The following is a 13,141-nucleotide window of genomic DNA, read 5'->3' as shown; positions in this document are numbered from 1 at the left end:
CACATTTGCCGGGGCTTGATGATGTGATTCTATCAACGAGGGACCCTCTTTTTTTGTTACCTGTGACAAATATTTGCAAACAATTTCTGATTGCAAAGCAAAAGAGTGATGGAGTTAACACTTTGCCCTCTTCCGGACCCCGTTTACCGGGGCAGAAGAGGGGATATATTAGCGGCGTCGATATGATTTTTGTGCGGAATTGACCTTGTAAAGGTATCGGCGTGATTCAGCAGACGGATGTCGGGTAGTCAGCGTTTGATAAACGTCCCCCGGGGTCATGCTGTTGATAATATTCGCGGCCTGGATTTTATCGTTCGAGAAAACACGCAGCACGCTGCCCGCACCGCCGTTATATGCCGTGATCACCGCGTAGCGACGGGACGTTGGATTATCAATGCCGCCTAAATAGACATTGTTGAGCATAGCCAGATAGGCGGTACCGGTATCAATGTTGCTGGCCGGGTCAAACAGGAAGCTACGGCTCGGTGTGCCGGAGCGCCCTTGCGAGCGAAATACATCTTTCCCGGCGCTGTGCTGTACCACCTGCATCAGTCCCAGCGCATCGGCATGGCTGACCGCATATGGGTTAAATGAGGATTCGGTTTGCATGATGGCCAAAATCAGCGACTCATCGACGCCATACTTACGCGAAGCCTGACGCACCATGCCGACGTATTTATGCGCGCGCTTATCAAGGTGGTTCGGTACCAGGTTGATCGTCACGCTATAGATGATGCGAATACCATTGCTGCGGCTTTTCAGGCGTGTTTTCAGCAGATAGTCAGCGAAATTGGTGGCACGCCCCTCCCAACGAATGGGCTTGCCGGTATTATCGACCACCTGCCCGTACAGGAACGGCTCTTTGGAAATCTTAATGTCGTCGACATCGGAATAGAGGTCGATAGAACCTGGATCATCCCCCATCAGCAATGTCTTGATAATCGCCCGACGCAGGTGTCCGGCGGGATCTGTCCCGGCAATGGTCTCGACGGTTATCGTACCGTCATCAAAGTTGATATGGCTGCGGGTTTGATACTGATCGGTATACTTTACGTAGTCCTTTGGACCCGCAATCAGCACTTCCTTAAATCCCCACAAATTCTCAATGTTATGGGCAAATTGCCCCATCAGAATATCAAAACCGTTGGTATCCTTGACCCAGGCTTCGTTATAGGAATCGCCTTTTTTGGTCGAACTGGAACAGGAGATGAGCAACGGCGCAATAACGGCAAGCGCGAGAAATTTTTTCATCATTCCGGGAGTGCGTGTTGTGTTTGTTATTTGCAAGGACCAGATTAAATCGTAGGCCGGATAAGCGTAGCGCCATCCGGCAACGGTTCTTAAGACTCTGGTGTATAGCCTTCAATATGCACGTCTTTGCCTTCAAACAGGAAGTTGATCATCTCCTGCTCAAGCAGTTTACGATGCTCAACGTTCATCATATTGAGCTTCTTCTCGTTAATCAGCATGGTTTGCTTATGCTGCCATTGCGCCCATGCTTCTTTAGAAATCTCGTTGTAGATGCGTTTCCCCAGATCGCCCGGGTACAGCTGAAAATCCTGGCCTTCTGCTTCGCGTTGCAGGAAAGTGCAAAAAATCGTTCTGCTCATAAAAAATCCTCTCTATCGACCGGTACGTTAAACGTGTGTACCGGCACGTAATTGCTGTAACAAACGCTCCACGGGAGCCGCCAGTCCGACCGACGGCGGTTGCGCTAAGTTATACCAGAGCGCGTTGCCTTCATCCATGCATGAGCCGAATGAAGACACAGGAAGCCACATAGGCACAATGTCTAAGTGGAAATGGCTAAAGGTATGGCGAAACGCATTAAGTTGGGTCAGATTATCTGCGTTAATTTGCCGTTGCGCCAGCCAGTTGCGCAGTCCATCTTCGTCGTCAAACTGTGGAAAACAGTATAAACCACCCCATAAGCCGCTGGGTGGTCGCTGTGCGAGCAGCACTTCGTCATCATGCTGCATCAGTAAAAAATAGCCCGTTCGTTCCGGCAGCGTTTGCTTGGGTTTTTTACCCGGGTACAACGCCCAGCTTGCATTGGCGCTGGCCACACAGCCATTTTCCAACGGACACAGCGAACATTTAGGTTTTGAGCGCGTACAGACCATGGCGCCTAAATCCATCATCGCCTGATTAAAACGCTCAACGCCATGGGCGGGCGTCACCTGCTCGCTCAACTCCCACAGCTTATTTTCGACCTCTTTTTTACCCGGCCAGCCGCTTACAGCATAACAGCGAGCCAGCACGCGTTTGACGTTACCGTCGAGAATCGGAAAATGCTGACCCAGAGAGAGGGAAAGGATCGCGCCTGCGGTTGAGCGACCGACGCCAGGTAGGGCGGCCACCTCATCAAAAGTTTGCGGAAATATACCGCTATGCAGCGTGACAACCTGCTGCGCGGCTTTATGCAGATTACGCGCTCGGGCGTAATAACCCAGCCCGGTCCACAAATGCAGAACCTCATCCAGCGGCGCATGGGCTAAATCCGTTACCGTTGGGAAGCGCGCCATAAAGCGCTCAAAATAAGGGATAACGGTCGCAACCTGAGTTTGTTGCAGCATTACCTCAGAGAGCCATACTTTGTAAGGCGTCTTATCAATTTGCCAGGGCAGCGTTTTCCGCCCGTATTTGTCGTACCAGCTCAAAACCTGAGCCGAGAATTGAGACGCTTGCATGATTACCGTTTCATTATTGCCGGGGGCAAGATTGCAGCACAGCGGCAACGGGGTGTAAACCGGAACTTTCCGCTGCTCACTTTCTTCCTTTACTTGCATCCGGCAACTAACTTTGGATAATGCCCGTTTTCAGAACTCAAACACAGCAGACTAAACTTTTATGAAGAACGACGTCATTTCACCGGAATTTGATGAAAACGGCCGCCCTCTGCGCCGGATTCGTAGTTTTGTTCGTCGCCAGGGGCGACTGACGAAAGGGCAGGAGCACGCGCTGGAAAACTACTGGCCGGTGATGGGCGTTGAGTTCAGCGAAGAGCCTGTAAATTTCGCAGAACTGTTTGGCCGTGATGCGCCAGTCACGCTGGAAATCGGTTTTGGTATGGGAGCGTCGCTGGTCGCAATGGCGAAAGCGCGTCCGGAACAGAATTTCCTTGGCATTGAGGTTCACTCGCCGGGCGTTGGTGCGTGTCTGGCTTCAGCCCATGAAGAGGGTGTCGAGAACCTGCGCGTCATGTGCCATGATGCCGTTGAAGTCCTGCATAAAATGATTCCTGACAATTCTTTATCTATGGTTCAGCTGTTTTTCCCTGACCCGTGGCATAAAGCACGTCATAATAAACGCCGTATCGTTCAGGTACCGTTTGCTGAGCATATCTTAAGTAAGCTGAAGCTGGGCGGCGTATTCCACATGGCAACCGACTGGGAAGCTTATGCGGAACATATGCTGGAAGTGATGTCCTCCATTGACGGGTATAAAAACCAGTCCGAGAGTAACGATTATGTACCGCGCCCACAATCGCGCCCGGTAACCAAATTTGAACAACGTGGTCATCGTCTTGGCCACGGCGTATGGGACTTAATGTTCGAGAGGGTGAAATAATGGCAAAGAACCGTAGCCGTCGTCTGCGTAAAAAGATGCACATCGAAGAATTCCAGGAAGTAGGATTTTCGGTTGCATGGCGTTTCCCGGAAGGTACATCTGGAGAGCAGGTCGATCAAATCGTTGATGACTTTATCAATGAAGTTATCGAACCGAACAAGCTGGCTTTTGACGGCAGCGGCTATCTGGCCTGGGAAGGTCTGATCTGTCTGCAGGAAATCGGCAAATGCACCGAAGAACACCAGGCAATCGTGCGTAAGTGGCTGGAAGAGCACAAACTCGAAGAAGTGCGTACCAGCGAACTTTTCGATATTTGGTGGGACTAAGTAGCACAGGGTCGGCAAATGCCGGCCCGATTTGTCTTGAGGGAAAGATATGATGCGCAAAACGCTGCTGGCGGCAGTCCTAACGTTCACGGCGATGGCCGCACATGCAGATTACCAGTGCAGCGTCACCCCGCGTGACGATGTGATTTTGAGCCCACAAACGGTGCAGGTGAAGGGCGAGAACGGCGACCTGATTATTACCCAGACCGGCGATGTCACCTTCAACGGTAAACAGTACAGCCTGAACGCCGCACAGCGTGAGCAGGCCAAAGATTATCAGGCGGCGTTGCGTAGCAGCCTGCCGTGGATTGACGAAGGTGCCAGAGCGCGCGTAGAGAAAGGTCGCGTGGCGCTGGATAAAATCATCGCCAAAGAGGTCGGTGAAAGCAGCAACATGCGTGGCCGCTTAACCAAGCTGGATGCGCAATTGAAAGAGCAGATGAACCGTATCATCGAGCATCGAACTGATGGCCTGACCTTCCATTATAAGGCGATTGATCAAGTTCGCGCGGACGGACAACAGCTGGTTAATCAGGCGATGGGCGGTATTTTGCAGGACAGCATCAACGAAATGGGTGCCAAAGCCGTACTCAAAGGTGGTGGTAATCCGTTGCAGGGCGTGCTCGGTAGCCTTGGTGGCTTGCAAACCTCAATTCAAAACGAATGGAAGAATCAGGAACAAGACTTCCAACAGTTTGGCAAAGATGTTTGTGCCCGCGTCGTGACGCTGGAAAACGATCGTAAAACGCTGGTTAGCACTCTGAAATAATCTTCACCTCTTTTTAACGGTGCAGAAACATTCTGCGCCGTTTTATTTTGTACTTTTCTGTTTTTTTGATATCCATCTCTAAGAATAACAATTTGATGGAGATATAAATCTGGTTAATTGGAACTCGTCACATTATTCATCTGTAGGATAGACATAATGCTGCAAATTCAAGTAACTGGAGAAATAACATGGAGTTTTTCAAGAAAACGGCACTTGCCGCACTGGTTATGGGTTTCAGCGGCGCGGCGCTTGCACTGCCAAACATCACCATTTTAGCGACCGGCGGGACGATTGCTGGCGGTGGTGATTCCGCGACAAAATCTAACTACACGGCAGGCAAGGTTGGCGTAGAAAATCTGGTTGAGGCCGTACCTCAGTTGAAAGATATCGCTGTCGTTAAAGGCGAGCAGGTGGTGAACATCGGCTCCCAGGATATGAATGACGAAGTCTGGTTAACGCTGGCCAAAAAGATTAATACCGAGTGTGATAAAACCGACGGCTTCGTGGTGACACATGGTACGGATACCATGGAAGAAACCGCCTATTTCCTCGACCTGACCGTCAAGTGCAACAAGCCGGTCGTGCTGGTCGGCGCCATGCGTCCATCTACGGGTATGAGCGCTGATGGCCCGTTCAACCTGTATAACGCAGTGGTAACTGCCGCAGACAAAGCCTCTGCCAACCGCGGAGTGCTGGTGGTGATGAACGACACCGTTATGGATGGTCGCGACGTGACTAAAACCAACACTACCGACGTTGCTACCTTCAAATCCGTTAACTACGGCCCGTTGGGTTACATTCATAACGGTAAAATCGACTACCAGCGTACGCCTGCGCGTAAGCACACCACGTCTACTCCGTTCGATGTTTCTAAGCTGACCGAGCTGCCGAAAGTTGGGATTGTTTACAACTATGCTAACGCCTCCGATCTGCCGGCAAAAGCGCTGGTAGATGCGGGTTACGCAGGGATCGTTAGTGCGGGTGTAGGTAACGGTAACTTGTATAAAACCATTTTCGATACGCTGGCAACCGCCGCGCATAAAGGTACCGTTGTGGTGCGTTCATCTCGTGTACCAACGGGTGCCACCACGCAGGATGCAGAAGTTGATGATGCAAAATACGGATTTGTGGCTTCAGGTTCCCTGAACCCGCAAAAAGCACGTGTTCTGCTGCAGCTTGCGCTGACTCAAACCAAGGATCCTAAACAGATCCAGGAAATGTTTAATCAGTATTAATGACTGAAGGTGGCTGCGCTCATCGACCTAACCCTGTAGGCCTGATAAGCGCAGCGCCATCAGGCAATTTGCCGGATGCGGCTCAAGGCCTTATCCGGCCTACATCGTTACCGTATTACTCCGCCAGAAACAGCTCCAACAGAGAGTTCAAAAACAGCTTACCGTGTTGAGTAATCTGCCAGTATTCATCGCATTCACTCAGGTAGCCCTGGGAAATAGCCTCATCGATCTGTCGACGAATAACGTCCTCGGTAAGCCCGGTATATTGTCTGAACTCCGCGCGAGGCGCGGCCTCAAGCAACCGGAAACGGTTCATAAAGAACTCGAACGGCTTATCGGCTTCGGCGACATCACGCTGGCTTTCGAGATAACGCCCTTGCATGTAGCCACGCGGATGCCGCGTTTTGGTGGTACGCAGAATGCGCCCGTCCGGGAACGTAATTTTGCCATGCGCGCCGCAGCCAATACCGAGATAGTCGCCAAAACGCCAGTAATTAAGATTGTGCTGACACTGATAGCCCGGCTTTGCATAGGCTGAGGTTTCGTACTGTTGATACCCGGCGGCGGTCAGCAACTGGTGGCCTTGCTCAAAAATATCCCACAGCGCATCATCGTCTGGTAAAACAGGCGGTCGGGAACCGAACAGCGTGTTGGGTTCGATGGTCAACTGATACCAGGAAAGATGCGGTGGGTTGAGCGCGATGGCCTGCTGTAAATCGCCCAGCGCCTCTTCCAGCGTCTGATCTGGCAAACCATGCATCAGGTCGAGGTTAAAGCTGCGTAGCCCCAGACCGCTCGCCAGGTGTGCTGCTCGTTTGGCTTCTTCCGGCCCGTGAATACGTCCCAGACGCTCGAGTTTGGCGGAGCTAAAGCTCTGTACGCCAATCGAGATACGGTTTACGCCAGCGCGTTGATAATCAACAAAGCGATCGGCTTCCACCGTCCCGGGATTCGCCTCCATTGTGATTTCTGCATCTGCGGCCAGATTCAGCCGTGCACGCACGCCGTCGAGCAGCGTTTGCATTGCCGGGCCAGAAAGCAGGCTCGGCGTACCACCACCGATAAAAATTGTCTTTACTTCCCGCCCCTGGGCGTGGGCCACCTCAGTATCCAGATCGTTCAGCAGGTGCTGAACATAGTCGTCATGAGGAACCTCGCCCTTAAGCGCATGCGAGTTAAAGTCGCAGTACGGGCATTTCTGCACGCACCAGGGGATGTGAATATAAAGACTTAGCGGCGGAAGGTTAACCATTGCGCAGGGCATCCAGCAGCAGCTTCAGTGCCTGTCCGCGGTGAGAAATCGCACTTTTTTCTTCGCGGGTCAGCTCAGCAGCTGTTTTTCCTTCGGACGGCACAAAAAAGATTGGGTCGTAACCAAAACCACCGTTTCCGGCCGGTTCACGGGTAATCACGCCCGGCCAGCTTCCGTGGCACACTAAAGGCGTGGGATCGTCCGCATGGCGCATATACACCAGCACGCAGTGGAATTGCGCCTGACGCTGGTCATCCGGGACATCCCGCAGGGTGTGCAGCAGTTTTTCCAGGTTCTGCTGATCGGTCGCATCTTCGCCGGAATAGCGGGCTGAATAGATACCCGGCGCGCCGCCAAGGGCATTTACTGCCAGGCCGGAGTCATCAGCAATGGCTGGCAAACCCGTAATTTGCGCGGCATGACGCGCCTTCAGAATGGCGTTCTCAATAAACGTCAGTCCGGTCTCTTCTGCAGAATCAACTCCCAGATCCGTTTGGGCAACAACATCAAGACCGAAATCACTCAGAAGAGAGGCGAGTTCACGCACTTTACCGGCATTGCCGGTCGCGAGGACAACTTTTTGCATGGGATACCTAATCAGTTAGCGCCGCAATTTCGGGCGGGATCTGTTGCGGATGAATAATTTTAACCTGTTTGTGACGACCAAGCTCGCCCTTCTCAATAACGACCTGGCTTTTCGCTACGCGGAACTGTTTGCCGAGAAACTTCACCAGATGGCTGTTGGCTTGTCCATCGACCGGCGGGGCGGTAATGGCGACTTTAACTTCGTCGCCATGTAAACCCACAATACTGTCACGGCTGGCTTTCGGCTGAATATAGAGCCGTAAAACCAGACCGTCGTCGCAGGGTGTAACGGCACTCATAGCGCCATCCACAGCCCCGGCAGCAGTATGTTGCCTGTCGCCTGTAACACTTCCGCGATACCCATGTTAATGACATAGAGCAGCAGAACCAGAATCATTGGGGAGAAATCGATCCCGCCCATGCCTGGAAGTATGCGACGGATAGGACGCAACAGCGGATCCGCCAGTTGAATCAGCACGTACTCCACCGGACTGCGACCCTGGCTGACCCAGCTCATAATTGCCATTACCAGCAGCACCCAGAAAATCAGCAGCCCAATGGTCTTCAGGACAATCAGCACGGCGGCGATCCAGATGATCGGCTGGAACGTGACCACCTTAAATAGCACGATGGCTTTGATAAAGCTGAGAACGAGCGCGACTAATGCTGATGCGCTGTCAATGGGCCCCATTGGCGGAATAATACGGCGTAACGGCCCAATAATGGGCTGAGTGATTTTCACAATAAACTGCGAGAACGGGTTGTAGAAATCGCAGCGAGACCATTGCATCCACACGCGCAGCAGCAGCGCCATGGTATACAGCTCAATTACCGTTGAGAGCAGGAAGGTCAACGTATTCATGGTGTTCCTTAATTTTCCTTATTTTTTAGTGTAATCACGAGCACCAAAAATGGCAGTGCCGATGCGCACCATCGTGCTACCCGCCGCGATAGCGGCATCCATATCATCAGACATCCCCAGCGAGAGCGTATCGATATTTGGATAGCGTGTTTTCAACCCGGCAAATGCTACAGCCATTTGCTGTGCAACTTCAAACTGCCTTACATAATCTGACTCAGGAGCGGGAATAGCCATCAAACCACGCAGGGTAATGCGCGGCAGCGCAGCGACTTCAGCGGCCAGGGCATCAAGCTCTGCCAGCGGAATCCCTGACTTACTGTTCTCATCGCTGATATTAATCTGGATCAGCACATTCAGCGGCTGCAGGTCTGCCGGGCGCTGTTCGCTCAGACGGGCAGCGATACGTAGACGGTCGATCGTATGGCACCAGTCAAAGTGCTCGGCGACCAGACGACTTTTGTTGGACTGCAGCGGGCCGATAAAGTGCCACTGCAGATCGTTGACGCCTTTTTCCTGAAAGTAGCGGATTTTATCCACCCCTTCCTGGACATAGTTTTCACCGAAGGCACGTTGCCCTGCGGTAATGGCTTCTTCGATGGCGCTCGCAGGTTTGGTTTTGCTGACTGCAAGCAACATAACTTCTTCTGAAGACCGCCCGCAACGCGTCGCGGCGGCTGAGATTTTGTCCCGGACATGTGCCAGGTTATGCGCGATATCGTTCATTTTCCGAGGATGTTCATATGAATATGGAAGAAATAGTGGCCCTTAGTGTAAAGCATAACGTGTCGGATCTACACCTGTGCAATGCATGGCCTGCGCGTTGGCGCAGACATGGAAAAGTCGAAAGCGCACCGTTTACCGCGCCTGACGTAGAGAATCTGCTGATGTGCTGGCTCAGTGAGCAACAACAGGTACAGTTGCAGGAGCAAGGGCAGATTGATTTTGCCGTTACCCTGACGGACTCCCGGCGGCTGCGCGCCAGCGCATTTGTCCATCTGCAGGGAACCTCGCTGGCGCTAAGACTGCTACCGCTGGATTGTCCCCATTTAGACGATCTTCAGCCTCCCGCGTTCATACCTGAACTGCTTCACAGTGAAAACGGGTTGATTCTGGTGACAGGCGCTACCGGCAGCGGTAAATCTACGACCCTGGCTGCGATGGTGGAGTATCTTAATCAGCATATTGAGGGGCACATTCTGACGCTGGAAGATCCTATTGAATATCGCTACACCAGCCGACGTTGTCTGATTCAACAGCGGGAGGTGGGAGCACACTGCGCCTCTTTCGCCACCGGTTTGCGCGGTGCGCTACGCGAAGATCCCGACGTTATTTTGCTGGGCGAGCTGCGCGACGTGGAAACCATTCGGCTGGCATTGACGGCGGCGGAGACCGGACATCTGGTGCTGGCAACGTTACATACGCGAGGTGCGGCGCAGGCCATCGCGCGGCTGGTGGATTCCTTTGCAGCAACAGAGAAAGATCCTGTGCGTAACCAACTGGCAGACAGCCTGCGGGCGGTTCTTACGCAAAAACTGGAGGAGGATAAGCAGGGGGGACGCGTGGCGCTATTCGAACTGCTTGTCAACACGCCCGCCGTGGGCAATTTGATCCGCGAAGGGAAAACGCATCAGCTACCCGGCGTGATTCAAACCGGGCAGCAGACAGGTATGCAGACGTTTGCACAAAGTTTACAGCAGCGACAGGCGCAGGGGCGGCTTTAATAGCCCTGCTCGAAATAGCTTTCCAGGATAATAACGGCAGAAGCGGAGTCCACTTTGCCTTTATTCAACGCCCGGTAACCGCCTTGCTCAAACAGGCCTGAGCGGGCTTCGACGGTGCTCAAACGTTCATCGTGCAGCGTTACGGTTACGCCAAAGCGACCATGAATGCGGTTAGCGAATTTACGTGCGCGCGTGGTAAGGGGCTGTTCGGTGCCATCCATGTTGAGCGGCAGGCCGACAATGATTTCATCCGGTTGCCACTCTTTCAGCAGGCGTTCAATCAAATTCCAGTCTGGCGTACCGTCCTGTGCTTTGATGGCGGGCAATGGCCTGGCCGTACCGGTAATGCGCTGACCCACGGCGACGCCGATACTTTTCGTACCAAAATCAAAAGAGAGTAATGTTCCGTTCATCATGCGTGTCCCGCCACGCCGGGCATGGTCTGAATATCTATCCCGATAAGCTTCGCCGCATCGCGCCAGCGGTCGGCAATCGGCGTTTTGAATAAGATGTTGAGATCGGCAGGGGCCGTAAGCCAGGCGTTATCCAGTAACTCTTGTTCCAGTTGGCCCTTTTCCCATGATGAATAGCCTAATGCCACCAGCACCTCGGATGGTTGCTCCTGCGTGCCCAGAGTTTCTAATACATCGCGGGAGGTTGTGATGATGGTGTTATCAGAAATGCGAATACTGGATGCAAAGCGCGACGGTGGGGTATGAAGTATAAATCCACGGTCTTCTGCCAGCGGGCCGCCGAGCATCACGGGCTTATCCAGACGAATGGCCGGATCGCGTTCTTCTGGAGTAATCTTCAGCTTTTCCAGAATCCCTTCAATTTGTAAATTTTCCAGAGGCTTATTGACGATAATCCCCATTGCTCCGTTCTCATTGTGTTCGCAGATATACACCACGGAACGGCGGAAAATTGGATCCTGGAGAGCAGGCATGGCAATTAGAAAGTGATGCTGTAAATTCATTGTCAGAGGTTCTGTTTCCTGGTTCAAAAAAGCAACAGCGCCCAGTATGCGTACAAACAGGAGCGCTGTCACTATTAGTATTGGTAGGGTCCCTTCTACCGGCGAGTTCTTTTATTTTTGCAGGCGCGCCTCAATGGCATCCATCAGCATACCGGTAATCGAAACCGGGAACTCCGCTTCAATTTCACGAATACAGGTTGGGCTGGTGACGTTAATTTCCGTCAGACGATCGCCAATGATATCCAGACCGACAAAAATCAAACCTTTCGCTTTCAGCGTTGGCCCAATGCGACGGGCAATTTCCCAGTCACTGTCGGTTAATGGACGCGGCTCGCCACGACCACCTGCGGCCAGGTTGCCACGGGTTTCACCACCCTGCGGAATACGCGCCAGGCAGTAAGGAACGGGTTCGCCATCGACCACCAGCACGCGTTTATCGCCGTCTTTAATGGCTGGCAGATAGTTCTGCGCCATGCAGTAGCGGGTACCGTGCTCGGTCAGCGTTTCCGCAATAACGCCAAGGTTCGGATCGCCTTCCTTCACGCGGAAAATAGAGGCCCCGCCCATGCCGTCCAGCGGTTTGAGAATGATGTCGCTGTGTTTTTGCCAGAAGGCTTTCAGCTGCGCTTTATTACGCGTGACCAGCGTTTCCGGCGTCAGATCGGCAAACCATGCGGTGAACAACTTTTCGTTGCAGTCGCGCAGGCTCTGCGGTTTGTTGACGATCAGCGTTCCTTTCTCTTCTGCACGTTCCAGAATATAGGTCGCGTAGATGAACTCGGTATCAAACGGCGGATCCTTACGCATCAGAATAACGTCCAGGTCTGCCAGCGGGAGATCCTGTTCGCTCTTGAACTCATACCATTTGTCGTAGTTCTGCTCTACGCTCAGGGTACGCGTATGGGCGCGGGCTTCACCGTTGATCAGATAAAGATCGGCCATCTCCATATAATGAATTTCGTAACCGCGGCGTTGCGCTTCCAGCAGCATAGCGAAACTGGAATCTTTCTTGATGTTGATGCTTGCGATGGGATCCATCACGATGCCGAGCTTGATCATGTTCTTCTCCGTTTATGCCTTAGCCCAGATCGCCAAAACGCACCTGAAGCGCGGTAATGGCGGTGAGCGCAGTTGTCTCAGTACGCAGAACGCGAGGTCCTAACAGAATATCAGTAAACTGATACCGTGCGGTCATGGCAATTTCATCTGCCGACAACCCACCTTCCGGGCCAATCAGCAAGCGGATACGCTCCACCGGGAGCGGCAGCGTGTTAATGCTGGCGCTGGCGCGAGGATGCAGATTGAGCTTCAGTCCTTCGTCCTGTTCTGCGCACCATGCTTCCAGATCCATTGCCGGGCGAATTTCAGGCACCCGATTACGACCGCACTGTTCGCAGGCGGCAATAGCGATTTTCTGCCACTGCTGGAGCTTCTTGTTCAGGCGTTCATTGTCCAGTTTAACGCCGCAACGCTCAGAAAAAAGTGGCGTAATGAGGCTTACACCCAGTTCAATCGATTTCTGGATAGTAAATTCCATTTTTTCACCGCGCGACATTACCTGGCCCAGGTGGATATGCAACGGTGATTCCCGATCGTCGAGTTCAGCGTTAAGCACCTTCACTTCCACGCTTTTCTTACTGGCATGGGTAATTTCGGCGTCGAATACCTGATTGCTGCCATCAAACAGCTGTAGCGGCTGGCCTGGCCCCATACGTAGTACGCGGCCGATATGGTTGGCAGCATCTTCACACAGTGAAATTTGGCTACCGGAAGCGAGTGGCTCTGGGTGATAAATGCGAGGAATGCGCATAGTTAAACATCCGCGTCATGGCCCTGGGCTGCAAC

17 protein-coding genes are annotated in these 13,141 nt (G+C 52.7%); 5 read left to right on the top strand and 12 right to left on the bottom strand.

Annotated elements, in window-relative coordinates:
* Positions 1–168: 168 nt before the first annotated feature.
* From mltC to mutY, 3 genes are all read right to left on the bottom strand, one after another.
* Positions 169–1,254 carry a membrane-bound lytic murein transglycosylase MltC gene (mltC, locus tag OGX67_RS07895; protein ID WP_008321260.1) on the bottom strand — a complete coding sequence of 362 codons (1,086 nt, stop codon included), beginning with the start codon at positions 1,252–1,254 and terminating at the stop codon, positions 169–171.
* A gap of 86 nt (positions 1,255–1,340) precedes the next feature.
* Positions 1,341–1,610, bottom strand: a complete 270-nt coding sequence (locus tag OGX67_RS07890; protein WP_003027126.1) for an oxidative damage protection protein — start codon at positions 1,608–1,610, stop codon at positions 1,341–1,343.
* A gap of 27 nt (positions 1,611–1,637) precedes the next feature.
* Positions 1,638–2,690, bottom strand: coding sequence for an A/G-specific adenine glycosylase (gene mutY, locus OGX67_RS07885; protein ID WP_071697488.1), 1,053 nt, complete (start codon positions 2,688–2,690; stop codon positions 1,638–1,640).
* A 160-nt stretch (positions 2,691–2,850) separates the two neighbouring features.
* Here mutY and trmB point away from each other — a divergent pair, with 160 nt between their 5' ends.
* The 4 genes from trmB (at position 2,851) to ansB (ending at position 5,900) form a co-directional block, all read left to right on the top strand.
* On the top strand, positions 2,851–3,570 hold the full coding sequence (gene trmB / locus OGX67_RS07880; RefSeq protein ID WP_003027117.1) for a tRNA (guanosine(46)-N7)-methyltransferase TrmB: 720 nt from the start codon (positions 2,851–2,853) through the stop codon (positions 3,568–3,570).
* Positions 3,570–3,896, top strand: a complete 327-nt coding sequence (locus tag OGX67_RS07875; protein WP_003027115.1) for a YggL family protein — start codon at positions 3,570–3,572, stop codon at positions 3,894–3,896. Before trmB ends, OGX67_RS07875 begins: the two co-directional genes overlap by 1 nt.
* A gap of 49 nt (positions 3,897–3,945) precedes the next feature.
* Complete coding sequence (locus OGX67_RS07870) at positions 3,946–4,665, top strand: YggN family protein (RefSeq protein ID WP_032950065.1); 720 nt, start codon at positions 3,946–3,948, stop codon at positions 4,663–4,665.
* A 188-nt stretch (positions 4,666–4,853) separates the two neighbouring features.
* Positions 4,854–5,900 (top strand): L-asparaginase 2, encoded by a 1,047-nt coding sequence (gene ansB / locus OGX67_RS07865; RefSeq protein WP_003027108.1) that lies wholly within the window; start codon positions 4,854–4,856, stop codon positions 5,898–5,900.
* Positions 5,901–6,015: 115 nt separating this feature from the next.
* Here ansB and hemW read toward each other — a convergent pair whose 3' ends face one another.
* The 5 genes from hemW to OGX67_RS07840 are packed head-to-tail and all read right to left on the bottom strand — an operon-like array spanning position 6,016 to position 9,322.
* A complete protein-coding gene (hemW, locus tag OGX67_RS07860; protein ID WP_204583285.1) occupies positions 6,016–7,152 on the bottom strand; it encodes a radical SAM family heme chaperone HemW in 1,137 nt (378 codons plus the stop codon).
* Positions 7,145–7,738: an XTP/dITP diphosphatase gene (locus tag OGX67_RS07855; RefSeq protein ID WP_003027104.1), complete on the bottom strand. Its 594-nt coding sequence runs from the start codon at positions 7,736–7,738 to the stop codon at positions 7,145–7,147. Before OGX67_RS07855 ends, hemW begins: the two co-directional genes overlap by 8 nt.
* Positions 7,739–7,745: 7 nt before the next feature.
* Positions 7,746–8,036 carry a DUF167 family protein YggU gene (gene yggU, locus OGX67_RS07850; RefSeq protein ID WP_003027101.1) on the bottom strand — a complete coding sequence of 97 codons (291 nt, stop codon included), beginning with the start codon at positions 8,034–8,036 and terminating at the stop codon, positions 7,746–7,748.
* Positions 8,033–8,599 (bottom strand): YggT family protein, encoded by a 567-nt coding sequence (locus tag OGX67_RS07845; protein ID WP_003027097.1) that lies wholly within the window; start codon positions 8,597–8,599, stop codon positions 8,033–8,035. The genes yggU and OGX67_RS07845 overlap by 4 nt, the downstream gene beginning before the upstream one ends.
* Before the next feature lie 18 nt (positions 8,600–8,617).
* Positions 8,618–9,322 (bottom strand): YggS family pyridoxal phosphate-dependent enzyme, encoded by a 705-nt coding sequence (locus OGX67_RS07840; RefSeq protein WP_071687445.1) that lies wholly within the window; start codon positions 9,320–9,322, stop codon positions 8,618–8,620.
* Between the two features lie 17 nt (positions 9,323–9,339).
* Here OGX67_RS07840 and OGX67_RS07835 point away from each other — a divergent pair, with 17 nt between their 5' ends.
* On the top strand, positions 9,340–10,320 hold the full coding sequence (locus OGX67_RS07835; protein WP_257651811.1) for a type IV pilus twitching motility protein PilT: 981 nt from the start codon (positions 9,340–9,342) through the stop codon (positions 10,318–10,320).
* Here OGX67_RS07835 and ruvX read toward each other — a convergent pair.
* From ruvX to rsmE, 4 genes are all read right to left on the bottom strand, one after another.
* Positions 10,317–10,733 carry a Holliday junction resolvase RuvX gene (gene ruvX / locus OGX67_RS07830; RefSeq protein ID WP_257651827.1) on the bottom strand — a complete coding sequence of 139 codons (417 nt, stop codon included), beginning with the start codon at positions 10,731–10,733 and terminating at the stop codon, positions 10,317–10,319. The genes OGX67_RS07835 and ruvX overlap by 4 nt on opposite strands.
* Positions 10,733–11,296 (bottom strand): YqgE/AlgH family protein, encoded by a 564-nt coding sequence (locus OGX67_RS07825; protein ID WP_003027086.1) that lies wholly within the window; start codon positions 11,294–11,296, stop codon positions 10,733–10,735. The genes ruvX and OGX67_RS07825 overlap by 1 nt, the downstream gene beginning before the upstream one ends.
* 111 nt (positions 11,297–11,407) lie before the next feature.
* Positions 11,408–12,355, bottom strand: a complete 948-nt coding sequence (gene gshB, locus OGX67_RS07820; protein ID WP_003027083.1) for a glutathione synthase — start codon at positions 12,353–12,355, stop codon at positions 11,408–11,410.
* Between the two features lie 19 nt (positions 12,356–12,374).
* Positions 12,375–13,106 (bottom strand): 16S rRNA (uracil(1498)-N(3))-methyltransferase, encoded by a 732-nt coding sequence (rsmE, locus tag OGX67_RS07815; RefSeq protein WP_003027080.1) that lies wholly within the window; start codon positions 13,104–13,106, stop codon positions 12,375–12,377.
* Positions 13,107–13,141: the final 35 nt, after the last annotated feature.

It is taken from the genome of Citrobacter sp. Cf118 (genome assembly GCF_030334095.1).
GTDB classification, from domain to species: Bacteria; Pseudomonadota; Gammaproteobacteria; order Enterobacterales; family Enterobacteriaceae; genus Citrobacter; species Citrobacter freundii.
Note: the sequence above shows the minus strand (reverse complement) of the source record. Positions and strands in the feature narration are given on the sequence as shown.